This is a genomic window from Methylomarinum sp. Ch1-1, assembly GCF_030717995.2.
Lineage (GTDB): Bacteria > Pseudomonadota > Gammaproteobacteria > Methylococcales > Methylomonadaceae > Methylomarinum > Methylomarinum roseum.
In genome coordinates, this window is the sequence record NZ_CP157743.1 from 1,273,066 (window position 1) to 1,291,928 (window position 18,863).

At 51.8% G+C, this 18,863-nt stretch carries 20 protein-coding genes and 1 other RNA gene; 12 read left to right on the forward strand and 9 right to left on the reverse strand.

What is annotated here, in order from left to right; translation table 11 throughout:
• Positions 1-12: 12 nt before the first annotated feature.
• Positions 13-459 carry an Rsd/AlgQ family anti-sigma factor gene (locus Q9L42_RS06225; RefSeq protein ID WP_305909287.1) on the reverse strand — a complete coding sequence of 149 codons (447 nt, stop codon included), beginning with the start codon at positions 457-459 and terminating at the stop codon, positions 13-15.
• An 83-nt stretch (positions 460-542) separates the two neighbouring features.
• Between Q9L42_RS06225 and Q9L42_RS06230 the strand changes: the two genes are divergently transcribed.
• Both Q9L42_RS06230 and Q9L42_RS06235 read left to right on the forward strand, forming a co-directional pair.
• Complete coding sequence (locus Q9L42_RS06230) at positions 543-1,370, forward strand: glycosyltransferase family 2 protein (RefSeq protein ID WP_349432320.1); 828 nt, start codon at positions 543-545, stop codon at positions 1,368-1,370.
• Positions 1,367-2,188 carry a hypothetical protein gene (locus Q9L42_RS06235; protein ID WP_305909285.1) on the forward strand — a complete coding sequence of 274 codons (822 nt, stop codon included), beginning with the start codon at positions 1,367-1,369 and terminating at the stop codon, positions 2,186-2,188. The genes Q9L42_RS06230 and Q9L42_RS06235 overlap by 4 nt, the downstream gene beginning before the upstream one ends.
• Before the next feature lie 228 nt (positions 2,189-2,416).
• On the opposite strand, the gene Q9L42_RS06240 is transcribed toward Q9L42_RS06235, so the two are convergent.
• From Q9L42_RS06240 to lexA, 3 genes are read right to left on the reverse strand one after another with little or no spacing between them, the layout of a single operon-like run.
• The gene (locus Q9L42_RS06240) at positions 2,417-2,773 is read right to left on the reverse strand and encodes a SirB2 family protein (protein ID WP_349432322.1); all 357 of its coding nucleotides are present in this window, start codon (positions 2,771-2,773) and stop codon (positions 2,417-2,419) included.
• A gap of 53 nt (positions 2,774-2,826) precedes the next feature.
• The gene (locus Q9L42_RS06245) at positions 2,827-2,979 is read right to left on the reverse strand and encodes a hypothetical protein (RefSeq protein WP_305909283.1); all 153 of its coding nucleotides are present in this window, start codon (positions 2,977-2,979) and stop codon (positions 2,827-2,829) included.
• Positions 2,980-2,997: 18 nt separating this feature from the next.
• Positions 2,998-3,627 (reverse strand): transcriptional repressor LexA, encoded by a 630-nt coding sequence (gene lexA / locus Q9L42_RS06250; RefSeq protein ID WP_349432324.1) that lies wholly within the window; start codon positions 3,625-3,627, stop codon positions 2,998-3,000.
• A 114-nt stretch (positions 3,628-3,741) separates the two neighbouring features.
• Between lexA and Q9L42_RS06255 the strand changes: the two genes are divergently transcribed.
• Positions 3,742-4,923, forward strand: a complete 1,182-nt coding sequence (locus Q9L42_RS06255; protein ID WP_349432326.1) for a M20 aminoacylase family protein — start codon at positions 3,742-3,744, stop codon at positions 4,921-4,923.
• Between the two features lie 9 nt (positions 4,924-4,932).
• Here the strand turns inward: Q9L42_RS06255 and Q9L42_RS06260 are convergent, their stop codons facing one another.
• From Q9L42_RS06260 to Q9L42_RS06280, 5 genes are all read right to left on the reverse strand, one after another.
• Positions 4,933-5,100 (reverse strand): DUF3012 domain-containing protein, encoded by a 168-nt coding sequence (locus Q9L42_RS06260; RefSeq protein WP_305909281.1) that lies wholly within the window; start codon positions 5,098-5,100, stop codon positions 4,933-4,935.
• 656 nt (positions 5,101-5,756) lie between these two features.
• Entirely contained in the window at positions 5,757-6,359 is a 603-nt protein-coding gene (locus Q9L42_RS06265; RefSeq protein WP_305909280.1) for a BON domain-containing protein, read from the reverse strand.
• Between the two features lies 1 nt (position 6,360).
• Positions 6,361-6,948, reverse strand: a complete 588-nt coding sequence (locus tag Q9L42_RS06270; protein ID WP_305909279.1) for a phosphoheptose isomerase — start codon at positions 6,946-6,948, stop codon at positions 6,361-6,363.
• A 5-nt stretch (positions 6,949-6,953) separates the two neighbouring features.
• A complete protein-coding gene (locus Q9L42_RS06275; protein WP_305909278.1) occupies positions 6,954-7,313 on the reverse strand; it encodes a YraN family protein in 360 nt (119 codons plus the stop codon).
• Positions 7,303-9,213, reverse strand: a complete 1,911-nt coding sequence (locus Q9L42_RS06280) for a penicillin-binding protein activator (RefSeq protein WP_349432330.1) — start codon at positions 9,211-9,213, stop codon at positions 7,303-7,305. Before Q9L42_RS06280 ends, Q9L42_RS06275 begins: the two co-directional genes overlap by 11 nt.
• A gap of 53 nt (positions 9,214-9,266) precedes the next feature.
• On the opposite strand from Q9L42_RS06280, the gene rsmI reads away from it, so the two are divergent.
• From rsmI to mraY, 9 genes are all read left to right on the forward strand, one after another.
• A complete protein-coding gene (gene rsmI, locus Q9L42_RS06285; protein ID WP_305909276.1) occupies positions 9,267-10,112 on the forward strand; it encodes a 16S rRNA (cytidine(1402)-2'-O)-methyltransferase in 846 nt (281 codons plus the stop codon).
• A 48-nt stretch (positions 10,113-10,160) separates the two neighbouring features.
• Positions 10,161-10,519: RNase P RNA component class A (gene rnpB / locus Q9L42_RS06290), an RNA gene on the forward strand.
• A gap of 995 nt (positions 10,520-11,514) precedes the next feature.
• Positions 11,515-11,982 (forward strand): division/cell wall cluster transcriptional repressor MraZ, encoded by a 468-nt coding sequence (gene mraZ / locus Q9L42_RS06295; protein ID WP_349432332.1) that lies wholly within the window; start codon positions 11,515-11,517, stop codon positions 11,980-11,982.
• 11 nt (positions 11,983-11,993) lie between these two features.
• On the forward strand, positions 11,994-12,920 hold the full coding sequence (gene rsmH, locus Q9L42_RS06300; RefSeq protein WP_305909275.1) for a 16S rRNA (cytosine(1402)-N(4))-methyltransferase RsmH: 927 nt from the start codon (positions 11,994-11,996) through the stop codon (positions 12,918-12,920).
• Positions 12,921-13,193 carry a cell division protein FtsL gene (gene ftsL / locus Q9L42_RS06305; RefSeq protein WP_305909274.1) on the forward strand — a complete coding sequence of 91 codons (273 nt, stop codon included), beginning with the start codon at positions 12,921-12,923 and terminating at the stop codon, positions 13,191-13,193.
• Positions 13,194-14,915, forward strand: coding sequence for a peptidoglycan D,D-transpeptidase FtsI family protein (locus tag Q9L42_RS06310; protein WP_305909273.1), 1,722 nt, complete (start codon positions 13,194-13,196; stop codon positions 14,913-14,915).
• Positions 14,916-14,949: 34 nt separating this feature from the next.
• Entirely contained in the window at positions 14,950-16,419 is a 1,470-nt protein-coding gene (locus tag Q9L42_RS06315) for a UDP-N-acetylmuramoyl-L-alanyl-D-glutamate--2,6-diaminopimelate ligase (RefSeq protein ID WP_349432335.1), read from the forward strand.
• Positions 16,416-17,777 carry a UDP-N-acetylmuramoyl-tripeptide--D-alanyl-D-alanine ligase gene (locus Q9L42_RS06320; RefSeq protein ID WP_305909271.1) on the forward strand — a complete coding sequence of 454 codons (1,362 nt, stop codon included), beginning with the start codon at positions 16,416-16,418 and terminating at the stop codon, positions 17,775-17,777. Before Q9L42_RS06315 ends, Q9L42_RS06320 begins: the two co-directional genes overlap by 4 nt.
• A 2-nt stretch (positions 17,778-17,779) precedes the next feature.
• A complete protein-coding gene (gene mraY, locus Q9L42_RS06325; RefSeq protein ID WP_349432337.1) occupies positions 17,780-18,862 on the forward strand; it encodes a phospho-N-acetylmuramoyl-pentapeptide-transferase in 1,083 nt (360 codons plus the stop codon).
• Position 18,863: the final 1 nt, after the last annotated feature.

The window sequence follows — 18,863 nt, forward strand, 5'->3', positions numbered from 1 at the left end:
CGATGACAGGCCTTAACTAAGCAGCATGCCGCAGAGTCTGTCCTCGATTTCCATTCGATAGGCTAGGCTTTCGCCCAGTTTGGACAAGTCGGCTTCCAGTTTATCGACGGTGAATTTGCGTTTACCTTGGTCGTAGCGGTCATTGAAGGTGATCACCGCGTCGGTGGTTTTGGAGAATTCAGGATAAATGTTCTGGGCGTCGGTTAGCAGGCGCGCCCTGCGTTCGCATCCCGCCAGCAAGCGATCGTAAATCCCGAAGTGTCCCAGCGATACATAGTCAACGATGATTTCGGCAAATTGCTTCAGTATCGGTTTGAGGGCGGCATGGTCGTCGAAAGGCTTTAAACGTCCAATTTGGCAATACAAAGACCAGAGTTCTTGTCTTTGTTGCTGTAATTCTGTGATCAAACACTGGATATGTTGACGCCTTTCAGGGTGGAATTTGATTGCAGCAGACATTTTGACCTCCGTTGGAATTAGCGAAATTAAATTTATGTCAAATATCAAGAAAATTCAACAATTAATTAAAATTTAAGGAAAATATGTTAGCTGTGTCCGTGGTCATTCCCACCTACAATCGCCGTGATCGTCTGCAAAGAGCGCTAGCTTCGGTGTTTGCGCAGAGCTATGCCGCCCGCGAAGTGATTGTCGTTGACGACGGCTCGACCGACGGGAGCGGGGCGATGGTCGAGGAACTTTTCCCATCGGTGCGTTATCATTATCAGGCTAATAAAGGCGTCAGTTCCGCCCGCAATGTCGGCATCGGTCTTGCGACAGGTGACTGGATCGCCTTCCTGGATTCCGATGACGAGTGGTTGCCGGATAAATTGACTACACAAGTTGCAAGGCTAAGCGAGCAGACCGATATCAAGGTCTGTCATACCGAGGAAATCTGGATGCGTAATGATAAACGGGTGAATCCGATGCGCAAACATCGTAAAGCAGGCGGCTGGATCTTTCGCAATTGTCTGCCTTTATGCGCGATGTCGCCTTCGTCTATCATGATTCAGCGCAGCGTTTTTGCCGCGGTGGGGGGCTTCGATGAATCCCTGCCGGCTTGTGAGGATTACGATTTATGGTTGCGTATCACGGCTCGCTATCCGGTGTTATTCGTTGAACAGGCGCAGATCATCAAATACGGGGGGCACGAAGATCAATTGTCGAGAAAATATTGGGGCATGGATCGATTCAGAATCTATGCATTGGAGAAGATTATTGATGAAGGCGGCTTGTCCAAGGACGACCGCGTCGCCGCCATGCAGATGCTAGTGAAAAAATGTCGAATCTACCGGCAGGGTGCGTTAAAACGTGACAAGCAACAAGAAGCTAGCCATTATCAGCAATTGATTGAACGTTTCACAGCGGCATGAACATTATGGAGCCCGCGGTGTTTATTTTTTGCGCATTGGAATGCGAGGCAAAACCATTGCTTAACCAATACGGTTTGAAAAAATGGCGGCAGCCGCATTCGTTTGCCATTTACCGCGCGGAGGACAGAGTGCTGGTCGTCAGCGGTGTCGGTAAAACCGCGATGGCCGGCGCGGTTGGCTATGCGATGGCTATCTTTCAGCCGCTTAATCCGGTGTTGATCAACTTGGGCATTGCCGGGCATAGAGACATCCCGACAGGTTCCTTGGTCATGGCCGATACCGTCATTGATGCGGATAATCAAGAGAAAAGGTTTTATCCTCAATGGATCGGACGCTGGCCTTGTCAAAGCAGGCCACTATCTACGCTGGCGCAACCTGATTTTTCCTATTCGGGCGATTCTTTATATGACATGGAAGGGGCTGCGTTTTATCAAATAGCGCTTAAATTCAGCAGCAGTGAATTGATTCATTGTATAAAAGTGATTTCCGACAACCTCGATCAGTCGGCTAAGCACATCAATGCAAAAGCCGTGAGCAGCTGGGTGGCGAAGCAATTGCCGGCGACCGATGCGATCATCGCCCGCTTGCTTGCGTGCAGACAGCAAACGACGGAACTGCCGCCGAAGTATTATCAAAGCTTAATCGAACGTTACCACTTTAGCGTCAGCGGACGAATCAAATTGAAATCCTTGTTGCAGCGCTGGGAGGTCGTCAGCGATAGAGCGCCGCTAACGTTCGATCAGCAAGCGTTTAGCGACGCTAAACAGTTATTGCGCTGGTTGGAACGACAGATAGCCGGTCGGTCGTTCTATTTATAAGCCGAGTTCGGTATAAGGTAACTATTCAGCTTGATTTACTATCAATTGCTTGTGGAAGAAGTGTGTGCGACAGGGATGTCGCATCCAAGCCTATAGGGGCATATTCACCCAGCACCTAAATTCCATAGGCTAATAGCTGCGATAAATCATCTTCGTTTATTTAGGTGCTGGGTGAACGGCGTCTTCTGTAGCAAGTAACGGATAGAAAAGAGTTTTGATGCTGAATGGTTAAATAAATCCTTGCTTCGTGATGGCGATGACGAAAATTAAGATAAAACTAGCGACTGCCGCGGCAAAGGCCAGCCAACGTTTATTGCCGCTGCTGCGCATCGTCATGATGGCAAACGCTATGTACAGCACCAGCACGATCAGTTTACTGATGATCCAGCCATATTCGCCCGCCAACCAGTTGCCTTGAAACACCAATGCGATGCCGCTCAGCAACAGCAGCGTGTCGATGATATGCGGAGCAATTTTAAACAGCTTACGTTGCAATAGCTCCGCGTTAAATTGCAATAATGCGACCCGACCGATAAAACTGGAGAAAGAGGCGAGGATAAAAAAAACATGGATCAATTTGAGCATGGGAATTCCCGATAGCGTATAAATAGCTGATTATACCGTTAGATTCAACGATGCTACCAGCATAAGCCTAGCGTCATGAATATGGTCACCAGAGCCAAAGTGGCGATATTTTGTAAAATCTCATCCCAATTATGGCGGGGGGCTTCATTCATCAGTTCTTGGATTCTGTTGTGAACTTGATCCTGCATGTGGATACGAGACATCATGTGATTTACCTCTAATGATTAGCGATGTTGATAACTTCTCATTTGACCAACCAGCACCCCTTGGATTTCGACTTGGTTCGGGTGAAAACGCATCGGCTTGATGGTTTTGTTGGCCGGGATTAATACCGTTTCGTGGGGGTATTGTTCAATATATTTAAGCGTGGCATTATTTTTATCGATCAGGGCGACGACAATTTCGCCATTTCTGGCGTGACTGCGTTGTTCGATCACGACCCAATCGCCGTCAAAAATACCGGCGTCGATCATCGAATCCCCTTTGACCTGCAAGACATAGCATGGGTTGTCGGTTTTCAGTTGCTCCGGAACCACCATGTGGTTGATGTTTTCAATCGCCTCGATGGGTTGACCGGCGGCAATGGCGCCGACCAGCGGCAGTCCGTCTTCATCCGCCATGGCCATCAACGCTTGTTGAGTCAGGCGCACGCCGCGTTGCTTGCGTTCGGGGGGCTCAACCAGGCCGGCGGCGATCAGGCCCTGAATATGTTTGTGTAGCGACCCTCTCGATTTCAATCCCATCGCCAGGCAGAGCTCGTCCAGGGTCGGCGGATGAGGAAATTTGTTTTGATTGGCAAGCAGGAATTCAAAGACTTCCTGCTGTTTTCGGGTGAGAGGGTCAGGGTAACTCATCTTGTTCTCCATTAGTTTTGCTTAATCATAGAGAAAGAACGGAAGGAGAACAAGTTTTTGCCGCCGAATCTTGGCGATGAATTTGTAAATTTTTGAAAATTAAGGGGGAATATGATGGGGGTCTATGCAGGCATTGCGGCGATGCACGATGAAATGCGGCAATGGCGACGTTATTTTCATAGTTTTCCGGAAACCGCTTACGAAGAGGTGCAGACAGCGGCCTTTATCGGAAAAAAGCTGCAGAGTTTCGGTTTGGATGTCGTGCAGGGCCTGGGCATGACCGGCGTTGTTGCGACATTGACGGCAGGTGCGAGTGGCAAAAAGATCGCTCTGCGCGCCGATATGGATGCGCTGTTTATCGAGGAGCGCAATGATTTGTCATATAAATCTTGTCATCCAGGGAAAATGCATGCCTGCGGTCATGACGGGCATAGCGCGATGTTGTTGGGGGCGGCAAAATATTTGGCAGAGCGGCGGCATTTTGACGGAACGGTCTACTTTATTTTTCAGCCGGCCGAAGAGGGGCGAGCCGGGGCGAAGAAAATGCTCGATGACGGCTTGTTCGAACGCTTTCCGGTTCAGGCGGTTTACGGTTTGCATAATTTTCCGGACATCCCCGCCGGGCATTTCGCCGTCAAAAGCGGGGCGATGATGGCGTCTCTCGATTGTTTCGAGATTGCTTACAGAGGCACGGCCACCCATGCGGCGATGCCGCATCTGGGCAATGACGTGATGCTGGGCGCCGCTCAGTTGGTCACGGCTTTACAATCGATCGTCAGTCGTAATATCGACCCGGCCGAAGCGGCCGTGGTCAGCATCACCCAGATTCATGGTGGCAATACCTGGAATGCGATTCCCGAAGAAATCGTATTAAGAGGTACCTATCGCTGCTTCAGCCAGAGCGTACAGGCGCAGGTTCAGGATAAGATTCGCCACATCGCCGAGGCCGCCGCGCGATGTTTTGAGCTGCAAGCCGAAATTCGCTTCAATCCGGAAAATCCTGGCTACCCGGTGACCGTGAACAGCGAGCATGAAACGGCTTGCGCGATCGAGGCGGCCCGCGCCGTCGTCGGGAATCAGGCGCTGAATTTAGAACCGGCAGCGAGCATGGGTTCGGAGGATTTTGCCTTCATGTTGCAGCAAAAGCCGGGTTGTTATATCTGGCTGGGTAATGGTCCCGGCACAGGCGGTTGTTTACTGCATAATCCGCATTACGATTTCAATGACGAAATCTTACCGATCGGCGCCAGCTATTGGGTGAAACTGGTGGAAATGCAGTTGGCGAAAGCGGACTGAGTGTTTCGATTATTTAAACAAGCAGTGTTTGGCGAAATCCGCTGCTTCGTTGGCGGTCCAATCGGCTTTGGGTTTCTCTTTCATGTTCTGGCACCAAGCCTCGCTACCGACTTCTGGAGCGCAGGCGGTTAATAAGGCAAGTAAGGTGGGTAGTAACATCAGTTTGCTTAAGTTCATGGTGGTGACTGCTGACTAGAAAAATCAATGAGTCTATCTAACAGTCGCTGTTGCCGTCAATCGCAGGACTCCCTCATTAAAAAATACCTGAACTAACACAGGGGGTTGGTTAATATGGTTAATATCGCGTCATCCCTCTGGGGCGGGGCCAGCAATTCCCAGTTTGAGCATTTTTGCTGTGTTTAGGGCATGGGATGTGTCTGTCGAGGAGCGCCGTAAACCCATCCCTGGGGGCTTGACGGCAGCATCCTTGCTGCCGACATCCTCGCCAAACACACCCCATGCCCTTTTTGAACTCCAAATTGATGATATGGACTCCTCTGGAGCGGGGCGGGTTATTTAACCCGCCCCCGATATCGGTCTTGGGCCACACAAATTCGCGTAGACAAGGGTGCATTGCATGCACCATTTTTGAATCTCGTTAAGGTCGGTGTTTTCGGTGCATAAAATGCACGTCTGGCGGGAACGTGAAGCGCATCAAAAACCGGTGCGCTTCCTCTCGTCAGCACACCCTACCCGCACCGTAGCATCGTAGGGCGGCTTCGCGAAGCAAGCCGCCAAAAACCGCCACAGGGGCAAAATTGGCCATTGTGCGTATCCAGGCGGATTGCCTGGCGGCGAATCCACCCTGTTGCGATGCCAATGTAGCCTTGCCGTCAATCGGCGTTTGCCTTGCTCCCTGATTCGATGTATTCAAACACCTTAACGACTTGTTTGACGCCGTTTTGCCGGCGGGCAATTTCCGTCGCGACATTACCTTCGTTAGGGTGTAGCAGACCCATTAGAAAAACCACGCCGTTTTCGGTGACGACCTTGACCCGGGTTGCATCAAAACCGGGCAGATTTCTAACCTCGCTCAGCGACGACTTGGTCTTGGCGGTGATCAGGGTGTCATTGGAGCGGCTGGCGAGTGTAGTGGGCTCGGCGATGGCCATTTCATTATGCACCATTTTAACGCCGGGTATGACGCGGACGATGGCGACTATGTTGTCGCGTAATTCGACTGTCGGCGCTTCTCCGGTCAGCAATACCTTGCCGTTATAAGCGGTGACATTGAAATGGCAGCGATCACGAATGGCGTCATTGGCATTGAGTTCTATGCCGGCATTGATTTCAATGCGCTCATCGTTCAGCAAGGCTTCGCTAGTGCGGCGGTCATGCAGCAAGGACAGGCCGGTGACTTCGGCGCTGCCGGTCGCTAGCGTGGTGCAGCCGGTGGTGAGGATGGGGATCAATAATATCGGGATCAGTGTTTTCATATCAGCCGCCAAATAGTTGATGGTCGATTAAATCACATAAACAATGGGAAATCAGCAAATGCACTTCCTGAATACGGGCGGTGGATTCCGATGGAACCCGGATCTCTATATCGACTTCGTTCAGGACGCCCGAGAGGATGCCGCCGTCCTTGCCGGTTAGCGCGATCACCAGCATGTCTTTTTCATGGGCGACATTGATAGCTTTGATGATGTTGGCCGAATTGCCGCTGGTGCTATAAGCCAGCAGGATATCGCCGCCGTGGCCCAATGCGCGCAGCTGTTTGGCGAAGATTTCGTCGAAATGGTAATCATTGGCGATTGAGGTGATGGTCGAGGTGTCGGTGCTTAAGGCGATCGCCGGCAATGCGGGGCGTTCACGCTCGAAGCGGTTGAGCATTTCCGAGGAGAAGTGTTGGGCGTCACCAGCCGATCCGCCGTTGCCGCAAGTCAAGACTTTCTTGTCGTTGACCAGTGCGTCGACGATGCGCTGAGAGGCGAACTCGATCAGTTCGCACAAGCTAGCCATGGCATCCTGTTTGGTTTGTATGCTGTCTGAAAAATGGTTGATGATTCTGTCTTGTAGACTCATAGAGATTAATGAAATGCGTTCTGTATCCAGTTGAGGGAGTGGTCACCGGAAATGGCAATAACATCAAAACGGATCGCTGAGTTGATGCGGTGACTCATTATGTAGTGTTCGGTAGCCGCTATTATACGGGATTGTTTTCGTGCGGTAATGCTTTCCAAGGCGCCACCGTATTGATTGGATCGACGTAGGCGAACCTCGACGATGACTAAGGTCTGGCGGTCCTGCATGATCAAATCCAGTTCTCCGCGTCGACAGCGATAGTTTCGCTCGACCAAGCGCAAGCCTTGCTTGACCAGAAAATCCAAGGCTTGTTGTTCGGCCTGATCGCCGCGGTTCAGATGGGCTGCGCGTATCTTATTGAACATTGGAGAAAGCCGAATCCTTTTCTGCTGGCGGCGGATCGACGGCAATACTCTGGTAATCTTCGGCGGCTCGATCGAGATAGCCGCTGACGACCGCAATGCCGTCTTTGAATTTTGCGCAGATCAATTGACGGGTGATGCGGTTTTCTTTGTTCAGCAGCAAATTACCGGTGGCGCCTTGATATTTTGCCGTATCTAATTTGTCCAGATGGGCGACCAGATTGTAAGCATCAATTCCTAGGGCGATCAGGCGTAAATAAATGTTGGGGAATTGCTGCCAGTTGCTGCGCAGCGCTTCCTGATTCAGTTCTCCTTGATAGACTTCGCTGAAAAGCCAAGGGATGTCGCAAAAGGTGATGTTGTTCAGGTCGATATCCTGGCTGGGATTGGGTACACCGCTATATAGATGTGGGGTGGCGTATACGGGTACATCGGTCGCGTGGTAGAAACGCAGCTGCGGATTCAGCGAGCGGGCGACAGTCGGGGAGGCGTAGATGAAGATGGCATCCACATCATGACGCCTTCTTGGCGTGAATTCCAATTTTCTGGCCAATAGGCGGCGTAATTGGTGATAGCGTTGCTCGCTTTCATTCAGGTTGAGCAGTTGCTTGATGGGATAGGAAAAATCATGCTCTTTAGGGTTATAAGATTGCACCTCTAACATTTTGCCGTCGGCTTGTAGCCAGGCTTCCGTCAGATAGTTGGCTATGCGTTCGCCCTGTTCGCTGGCCGGTGTCAGAATGACGGCTTTTTGATGGCCGTCCTGCCAAGCCTTGGCGCTAACTTGCTGGGCCTCGTCAATCGGACTCAGGCCGAATTGATAAAGGTTGCTCTTGCTGAGATTGTCTACGTGATTTAAGGCTAACACCGGAATTTTCAGGTCGCTTCCGGCGGCCAGTTCGGCGATTTTTTCCTTGTTGAGCGGGCCGATGATCAGCTCGGCGCCATTGGCGACAGCCTGGTCATAAACGGTGGCTGGGCTGCCTTGCATGCTGTCATAAAAACGAATCGAAGGTTGGGACGCCGTGTCTTGCTGATGATAGTAGGCGGCCATAATGCCTTCTCGTATGGCTTTGGCGGCCTGGGCATAAGGACCCGATTCAGGCAGCAGGATCGCGATCGCAGAAGGTTGTTTGAAGGCGTGTCGCGGCTTGGTCAGATAGTCGAGCAGAAATTCGTTATTGGCCGGATGATTCGGGAATGCTTGCCGCCAAGAGGCAAGGGCGTTGTTAAGCTCGGCATCGTCCAAGGGTTTTTGTTTCAGCAGGTTGGCCAACGCCATCCAGCCACCTAACACATCGGGCGCCGGTGGTTGATTCAGAATCAATGTTTGTCGAGGCAGCAGACTGAGAGTCTCGAGTATCGCGGCGTTGTTTGTGGAAATTTGTTCGGGGGCTGTCAGCAAAGGGCTCAATTTGATGCGTGCCTGGGCGCTGTCTAATAAGTTTCCGGTCAAGGAGTGGGCAAAGGCTAACGAGCGGTAATATTTTTTTTGATCCTCGCGAGCGAGTTTGTCATAGCGAACAAGATTGAGCCGATTCAAAGCTTGTTCCGCATTGCCGTAACTCAGGTTGATTTGGGCATATATCAGATTCAACTGTTGGCGCTGGGGTTCCGATAAGCCGCTTGGGTCGATGCTGTCGGCGTATTGTTTGGCTTTGTCGCTCTCGCCTGACTGCACCAGTGCGTCCGCGGCCAGTAGTCGGAATTGACTTTGCCGAAGAGGATAGGTTTCGGCTAGGTTCTGGTACAATTTGGCGGCTTGTCTGTGTTTACCGCTGGTCATCAGGGTTTCCGCCTGAGCGGCGTCTTCAAAATAGGGTTGGTCTTTGGGAGGAACAGCGGTGCAGGCGGAAAGCAGGGTCAGGGATAAACAGCAGAGCGTCAGGTGAAGGCGGATCATGATGATAGTTAAACCTTTATCAGTAAAAATCAGACAAGAGGACAAAAACACAGATGCCGGGCAAATTATACGTTGTCGCAACACCGATAGGTAATTTAGCAGATTTTAGCCATAGAGCTGTGGAAATTTTGCAACAGGTCGATATGATCGCCGCCGAGGATACGCGACATGTCAGGATGTTGTTACAGCATTACGGTATTTCCAAGCGCTTAATTTCATTGCATCAGCATAATGAAGACAAGGTCGCGCCGAAGCTCGTGGAGAAAATGCAACAAGGGTTGACCATCGCCTTGGTTTCGGATGCCGGTACGCCACTATTGAGCGATCCTGGGCTGCCTTTGGTTAGATTGGCTAGGGAGCAAGGGATCGACGTGTCACCGGTGCCAGGGGCCTGTGCGTTGATTGCCGCCTTGTCGGTGTCGGGCTTGCCGGTGTCTCGATTTACGTTCGAGGGCTTTTTGCCCAGAACGACGGGAGCCAGAAAGGCGTTTTTTCGGGAAAGGCTGTTGGAGCCGGCAACCTGGGTTTTTTATGAGTCCAGTCACCGCATACAGGCGGCGCTGGAGGATATGTTGGAGATTTTTCCTGCCGATCGGCAGATCGTGTTGGCCCGGGAATTGACCAAACTACATGAGACTATAGTCAAGGATCAATTGGCGGTGGTCTTCGAACGCGTCAAAAATGATGGCAATATGCGCAAGGGAGAGTTTGTCGTCGTCGTGGAGGGAGCAAAAGTCGATAAGCATAAACAAGAGATCAGCGAGGAGGAGAGGCGGATACTGGCGCTGCTGTTGCAGCACTGCTCGATCAAGACCGCGGTGACCTTGGCGGTGGAAATGACCGGGCAACGAAAAAAATTGTTGTATCAGGCCGCATTAACGCTGGCGAATGACGGATAAGTCTAAAATTCGCTGAATGACGGCGGCTTTATAGGGTATAATGGCCGCCGAGTTGGCCGAACAGTCGCTGTTTTATTGCAAAATAAAGCGGAGGAAAGTCCGGGCTCCATAGGGCAGGGTGCCAGGTAACGCCTGGGAGGCGCAAGCCTACGGAAAGTGCCGCAGAAAATATACCGCCCCTCACCTAACGCTAGGTGAGGGGTAAGGGTGAAATGGTGTCGGTAAGAGCGCACCGCGCCGCTGGCAACAGCGGTGGCAGGGTAAACCCCACCCGGAGCAAGATCAAATAGAGGAGCAGACGCGCGGCCCGCGCGGTTCCCGGGTAGATTGCTTGAGCCGTGAGGTGACTTGCGGCCTAGATGAATGGCTGTTCAAGACAGAACCCGGCTTATAGGCCAACTCTTTCTTTGTGCTGATCGACGTTTACGCCATGCCGCTTATCTTTGATGTTAGGGAGTGAAGCGTTAAGTTATATAGTTATATTGTAATGGTATGAATAGGGATCGAGTGTGAAAAACAATCGTAGCTATTCGGCTTGGCATTGAGAAAATATTTCCTTGACTATCAGTTGCCTGTCCCAGAATACGCCGTTCACCCAGCACCTAAATTAACGAAGATTATTGATCGAAGCTAATTGCCTAGCGTTCTGTTTCATGCGGCGCTTGCGCTTCCCTGTGCGGCGGCCGCTTCCAATTTCCTGTCTCACGCGGCACTTGCACTTCCCTGTGCGGCGCATGCTTGGATGCGACATCTGCCTGTCGTGGGGTGGCAATGCCGATTTTGCAGGTAGAAAATTGTTCCTGCATTTTCTACATTTCCGCCTTCCTTGGCGGTTAGAACAAAAATCGGCCATGATGCTGCGCGCACTTCTTCCAGAGCGGCCTGATGCTGTCTTAATTCTTTGCAGTATAAGATTCTTTTATCCCGAGATACTGGGCATTGCTGCGCTAGCTGCGTATTTATTCGCTTGGCGCGGCTAAATCTGCGCCTACATTCACAATTGCCGACAGAATAATATTGACTATGTGCTAGGTCTTTAAGGTATTGATTCGAAAGTTGTTTGCGCCAAAATTTTTTGTTGGTGGTGCGGGTGTGTGACAGAGGCGGTCGTGTTAAAGAAAGCGGGGGTCGGTGTAAAGCGTTAGAAAATTAGCATGTATTGCTGTTGTATTTATACAAATCGCATCAATAAAAGCAATTAACTTTTTGATAGGAAAAAGATTTTGATGTTGTTAATTTGCAATACCTGAAAGTGTTAGGGGAATATCATGTAAGTCATTGTAGAAAAAGAAAGAATTTAACAGTTAATCGGTCTTGACTAAAGCAGGTTTGAAATCTATAGTGGAACGTAAGTGGGGTAAAGTGGAAAAAAAGGGAATTTTTTGGACTATTGGGGGCTCTGTTGTTCCGGGGGATAAGCGCAATCAACTTAGACGCGAAAGGGCGTATTACGATCCCCACCCGCTATCGGGGGGAGTTGCAGGATTGCTGCGAGCGACAAATGGTGGTGACCGTGGCCGTTGACGAGAAATGCGTTGGCGAGGCCGGATGTCTATGGTTGTATCCGTTGCCGGAATGGGAGCGCTTGGAACATACCATCAGCAAGTTGCCTACGCTGAACAAAATGGCCGGAAAATTGCGCCGTTTCGTGATCGGTAATGCTTCAGAATGTGAAATGGATAAGCAGGGGCGGTTGCTGTTGCCTGAGAAATTGAGAAAGTTCGCCGGTATGGATAAACACATCATGCTGGTTGGACAGTTGAATAAATTTGAGATTTGGAACGAGCTAGCTTGGCAGGCCAAAGAGGATGATTGGCTGAATGGCGATGATAATGAAGGCTTGGAAGACCTAGGCTCATTGTCATTTTAAACAGGGATTTTATGGAACATTTGTCGGTTTTATATGAAGAATCGTTGCAAGCCCTCGATATTAAGCCTGGTGGATGGTATCTGGATTGTACGTTTGGGCGGGGTGGGCATAGTCGCGGCATTCTGAATTTGTTGGGCGAATCAGGCAAGCTATTGGCCTTTGACCGGGATCCGGACGCGATTGATTCGGAATATGCTCGGGAACTGAATACAGATAGTCGATTCAGTCTTCATTACGGCTGTTTTTCCCAGCTCGCTGAGGTGGTTAGGCGACAAGGCGGCGCAGGCGCCATCGACGGAGTGCTGATGGATCTCGGCGTTTCGTCGCCGCAATTAGATGATCCGGCAAGGGGTTTCAGTTTTTTGCGGGATGGCCCCCTGGATATGCGCATGGATGGGAATTCCGCTTTAACGGCTGCGCAGTGGTTGGCTCAGGTCGAGGAAAAAGAACTGGTCAGGGTGCTGTTCGAATATGGTGAGGAGCGATTTGCCCGAAAAATAGCCCGAGCGATCGTGGAAGCAAGGCGGAAGACGCCGCTGCAGACGACGCTTCAATTGGCGAAGCTGATTGAAGAAGCCATACCTTTCCGGGACAAGCATAAGCATCCGGCCACTCGCACCTTCCAGGCGATCAGGATCGAAATAAACCGGGAGTTGCAGGAAATCAGCGACGGCTTGGAGCAGGCTGTCGAGATGTTGAGGCCGGAAGGCCGGCTGGTGGTGATTTCCTTTCATTCATTGGAGGACAGAATCGTCAAGCGCTTCATCCGTGCGGAATCGGGGCGTAAATATAATCCCGGGCGGCTGCCGGTTAAGGAAGAGGATATCGAGCAGGGTCGCTTGAAAACGATCGGTAAGGCCATACGGGCCGGAAAGGAAGAAATGCGCGATAACCCGCGGGCAAGGAGTGCGGTGATGCGTGTCGCGGAGAAGCGCTGAATGAGTGAGTTAAAAGGCGTTTTTTTAGCGGGGTTGAGCGTCATGCTGTTGTTGTCTGCGCTGTCGGTTATTTACAGCAAATATCAGACCCGGCGGATATTTATCGAAATTCAGCGAATGGAAAAGCTGCTGGACCATTATGAGGTCGAATGGGGGCGTCTCCAGCTGGAGCTGACGATGCTGACCGAGGAAAACAGGGTTGAGATTGAAGCCCGAAATAGATTGAAGTTGATCATGCCCGAGCGGGATAAAATTATTTACATAAAGCCTTAAATGCATATTGCCAATGGAGATGTCAGGCGTCGAGTCCGCTCTAGTGATTTCGCCTTAAGACGTAAACTTCTATTAGGTCTGATGTTGTTCGGCATGCTGGCCTTGGTGATTAGGGCCGTGGATTTGCAGATATTTAATAAAAGTTTTCTGCAGCAACAGGCGCAACGTCAGCACGTGGCCGAAGTCGTCGTGCCGGCCTACCGCGGGCAGATCAAGGATAGACATGGGGAGCCGTTGGCGATCAGTACGCCGGTTCAGTCGGTCTGGGCGAATCCTCAACAAATCAACACGGAAGACCGGGAAAAAATCAGACAGGTCGGCCGATTATTGAGTTTGTCGGGTAATAAATTACAGGCGCTGATTAGTAAAAAATCGAATCGCCGTTTTGTTTATTTGAAACGACGGATCAATCCGGATTTGGCGGCAAAAATTAAGGAACTCGGTGTCGACGGCATTCATTTCGAAAAGGAATTCAAACGTTTTTATCCGGCTGGTGAAGTCTCCGGCCACTTGGTCGGATTTACCGATATCGACGATGTGGGCCAGGAAGGCTTGGAGCGGGCCTATGAAGCCAGTCTGCGCGGCATTGCAGGTAAAAAGCATGTCATTAAAGATGGCAAGGGGCGGATCATTAAGGATGTGGAAAATATTGCCGAACCGGTGGCGGGGCAAGACCTGACACTGACGATAGATCAGCGCATTCAATATCTGGCCTATCGAGAGTTGCAGGCGGCCTTTATTAAACATCAGGCGCATTCGGCTTCTTTAGTAGTCTTGGATGCGAAAACGGGAGAGGTGTTGGCGGCGGTTAATCAGCCGGCCTTCAATCCTAATACGCGCAGGGGATTGAGCGGCAGGCTTTATCGCAACCGAGCCATTGTCGATGTCTTCGAACCGGGTTCGACAGTCAAGCCGTTTGTCATCGCGGCGGCACTGGATGGTGGTTATGTGGCGCCGGACGAGATCATTGAAACCCATGGTTTTCATCGGGTCGGACGTAATCTGGTTCGCGATGTCCACAATTATGGCGATTTGGATTTAACCCATGTGCTGAAAAAATCCAGCAATGTGGCGGCCAGCAAGATTGCCTTGCGTATGCCGCCGCAACATTTTTGGAGCGTCTATCGCGGCCTGGGATTTGGAAGTGCGCCTGGCGTCGGGTTTCCGGGCGAAGCCAGTGGCGCTTTGCAAGACTATCGGCAATGGAGCAGTTTCGAACAGGCGACGATGTCGTTTGGCTACGGTTTATCGACTTCGCTGCTGCAACTGGCGAGAGCTTATACCGCCCTCGCAGATGACGGCCTAGTCCATTCGGTGACGCTGTTGCAACGGGATGAAGACTATCAGGCGCGGCGGGTATACAGCGCGGCCAATGCGCAAAAAGTCAGGGAAATGCTCGAGCATGTCGTCAAGAAGGATGGTACGGCCTATCAGGCCAGAGTCGCCGGCTTTCGGGTCGCGGGCAAGACCGGCACGGTAAAGAAGGCGACTGCCGGCGGCTATGCGGATAAGCGCTATTTTGCTGTATTTGTCGGCTTGGCGCCGGTCAGCTCACCGCGTTTTGTCATTGCGGTGATGGTCGATGAGCCAAGCGCCGGCGACTACTATGGCGGCCTAGTCGCGGCGCCGGTGTTTGCAAAAGTGATGGCGGGGGCATTGCGAGTTTACGGCGTGACGCCGGATAAAGAAGATACGATGCCGGTGTTGTTAACAAGAAGATGAGCGTCCGTCGCCGATTGCTTTGAGCGAAACGATAATGAAGTTGACTGAATTACTGGCGGGACTGGCTGACGTCGCTGCAAAGGTTGAAATAGCCGGACTGGCGTTGGACAGCAGGCAAGTTAAGCCGGGTTTCGCGTTTATCGCATTGGCAGGGTCGGCTCAGCATGGCATCGCGCATGTCGAACAGGCGCTAGACCACGGTGCCATCGCGGTTATTTACGATCCGGCTGCAGGGGGCCAAGCGCAGGCGAACAAAACGGGGAGCGCAGTTATGGTCGCGATACCCGACTTGACGCAGCGGCTCGGCCTGATAGGCGCTCGCTTTTATCGGCATCCGTCGCAGTCGATGGCGGTGATCGGCGTGACAGGAACTAACGGCAAGACCACTTGCAGTCAGTTTCTGGCTCAGGTTTTGCCGGCTTGCGGCGTGATCGGCACGATGGGCTGGGGCTGTTGGGGGCAATTACGCCATACTCTCAACACGACGCCGGATGCGCTGGCGATACAGGGCATGTTGCATGAGTTATTGGTCAGCGAGAAAAAAAACGTCGTGATGGAGGTTTCCTCGCACGGCTTGGAGCAGGGACGGGTGAACGGGGTTCGTATCAGGGGGGCGCTGTTTACCAATTTGAGTCGAGATCATCTCGATTATCATGGCTCGATGGATGATTATTTGGCCGCAAAAATAAAGTTGTTTGCACGGCCGGAACTCGAGTTCGCGGTGTTAAACATGGACGATCCGCGCGCCGAGCGGATATTAAACAGAATCGCCGACGCTGTGACGGTGTGGGGATTTACGCAACAGGCCGTCGAGCTAGCGATTGATGAACGGGTTTATGCGAAAAACATCGTAGAGGGTCTGGACGGGATACGCATGGATGTCGTCTGGCGGGAGGCGGAAGTCTCGCTGCATAGTGGGATCGTCGGTCTTTACAATGTGGAAAACATTTTGGCGGTGCTGACCGTATTGTTGGCGATGGATATGTCGTTGGAGCAGGCCGTTGACCGTTTGGCCGGCTTAAAGCCGGTTGCGGGGCGAATGGAAAATTTCGGCGGCCATGGCCGGCCGTCGGTGTTTGTCGATTACGCCCACAGTCCCGATGCGCTGGAAAAGGTTTTGGCCGGATTAAAGCCGCATTGCCGAGGCAGACTCAGGGTCGTGTTTGGCTGCGGAGGTGAGCGGGATCGGGGCAAGCGCACGCAGATGGGGGCAGTGGCGGAAAAATGGGCGGATGACATGGTGCTAACCGATGACAATCCGCGCACAGAGCCGCCCGAGCAGATTATAGCGAATATTTTAAAGGGCTGTCGCGGCGATAAGAAGGTGGTGCATGACCGAAAACAGGCGATACACGAGGTGATTGCAAGTGCAGGACGACAAGACTGCGTTGTCGTTGCCGGCAAGGGTCATGAGCATTACCAAGAAATAAACGGTATTCGACAGCCTTTCAGCGACCAACGGGTCGTCGAACAGGCGCTGGCCGAGTGGCATGAAGAACAATGAAATTTAAATTGAGTGATATTGCGACAGCGGTGCAGGGTCGATTAATTGGCGCCGAGCGGACGATCGAAGCAGTCAGCATCGATAGTCGCACCTTACAGAGCGGTGATTTATATATCGCGATCAAGGGTGAAAACTTCGATGGCCATGATTTTATCGACATGGCTGTAAGCGCCGGCGCCTCCGCCGTCATCGGCGAGCGACGCGTCGATATCGAGTTGCCGCAAGTGGTCGTTTCCGATAGTCGTCTCGCGTTGGCTGAACTGGCGGGAGCCTGGCGCAGGAAATTACCGTTGAAAGTAGCTGGTGTTACAGGTAGCAACGGCAAGACTACGGTCAAGGAGATGATTACGGCGATTCTGTCGGTGAGCGATCCCGTGCTGTCTACATTAGGCAATTTGAATAACGATATCGGGGTGCCGCTGACGTTATTGCGGCTCGATCATCATCATCGTTATGCGGTGATAGAAATGGGCGCCAATCATCCCGGCGAGATCGCTTACAGCAGTCGCTACGCGCAGCCTGATGTCGCCGTGATCACCAATGTCGGCGCCGCGCATATCGAAGGTTTCGGCGATCTGCAAACGGTGGCGGCAAGCAAGGGCGAAATGATCGCAACATTGGTCGATGACGGGATTGCGGTGTTGAATGCAGAGGATGAATTTTATTCGTTCTGGCAGAGATTGGCGGGCCAGCGCCGGACCGTGTCATTCGGTTTTCGACAGACGGCCGATGTGCGCGCCGTGAATATCGGCATGCGCATTAGCAATGATCAGTTCGTCACCCAGTTTGATATCGACAGTGGCGCCGGGCGGGAGACGGTACAGATGCAGTTGGCCGGCGTTCATAATGTCAGCAACGCATTGGCGGCGGCGACAGTTTGTCTGCAATTTGGTATCGGTTTAGCACAGATCAGGCAAGGTTTGGCGACGATGAGGCCGGTGACCGGTAGGCTGCAGCCTTGGGTCGGAAAGCGAGGAAGCATCGTCATCGATGACAGCTATAACGCCAATCCGTCTTCGTTGCAAGCGGCGTTGGAGGTGCTGGGACTATGCCAAGGGGAGCCGTGGCTGGTTTTGGGCGCTTTTGCCGAGCTCGGTGAGGATAGCGCACGCTTACACCGGGAAATGGGGCAATTGTGCAAGACGATGAAGGTCGCCAGATTGTTCGCGATTGGCGCCGACGCTCAGCATTGTGTCGAGGGTTTCGGTGAGGGAGGCATGTTTTTTGATTCACTGGATGAGCTAATAGCAAGCTTGCAACAACAGCTGACCGGTAACGAAACAATATTGATAAAAGGTTCGCGAGCCCGGAAGATGGAACAAGTGGCTGCCGCGTTAGTGGAAAACTTCAGAGCATAACAATGTTACTTTATTTAACGGAATATCTGATTCAGTTCGACAGTAGCTTCAGGGTTTTCCAATACCTGACTTTCCGGGCCATTCTAGGTGCGCTAACGGCATTGATGATTTCATTCATGGTCGGCCCGGTGATGATCAGAAAATTAACGCGCAACAAAATTGGCCAAAGCGTGCGCGAAGAAGGGCCGCAGAGCCATTATGAAAAAGCCGGCACACCGACCATGGGCGGCGCGCTGATTTTGGTGGCCATCGCCGTCAGCACGTTGTTGTGGGCCAATCTGCAGAATCGTTATGTCTGGGTGGTTTTCTTCGTCACGATGAGCCATGGCGTGATCGGCTTCATCGATGATTATCGCAAAGTCGCATTGGGCAATAGTGACGGTTTATCGGCGCGGAGCAAATATTTTTGGCAGTCGGTCGTGGCCTTGAGCGCGGCCATTTATTTGTTTCAGAGCGCGGAAGTGGCGGCGGAAACCCAGTTTATCGTCCCCTTTTTTAAGGATGTCATGCTCGATATGGGTTGGCTATACGTGCTGTTAACGTATTTTGTCATCGTCGGCAGCAGTAATGCGGTGAATTTGACCGACGGCCTTGATGGTCTGGCGATCATGCCAACGGTGATGATTGCCGCGGCATTGGCTATTTTCGCCTATTTGTCAGGGCATGTGGATTTCGCTAATTATCTGGCGATTCCTTATTTGCCGCTATCCGGTGAACTGATAGTCTTTTGCGCCGCCTTAGTCGGCGCTGGCCTGGGCTTTCTGTGGTTTAACGCCTATCCGGCCATGGTGTTCATGGGCGATGTAGGCGCGCTGGCGTTAGGCGCGGCGTTGGGAATCATGGCGGTGCTAGTGCGGCAGGAAATTGTCCTGATGATTATGGGCGGCGTCTTTGTCGTCGAAACGGTGTCGGTCATTATTCAGGTGGTGTCCTATAAAATGCGCGGCAAGCGAGTTTTTTTGATGGCGCCGATTCATCACCATTATGAATTGAAGGGCTGGCCCGAACCTAGGATCATCGTGCGTTTCTGGATTATTACGGTGATTTTGGTGTTGATCGGTCTGGCGACGTTGAAATTGAGATAGT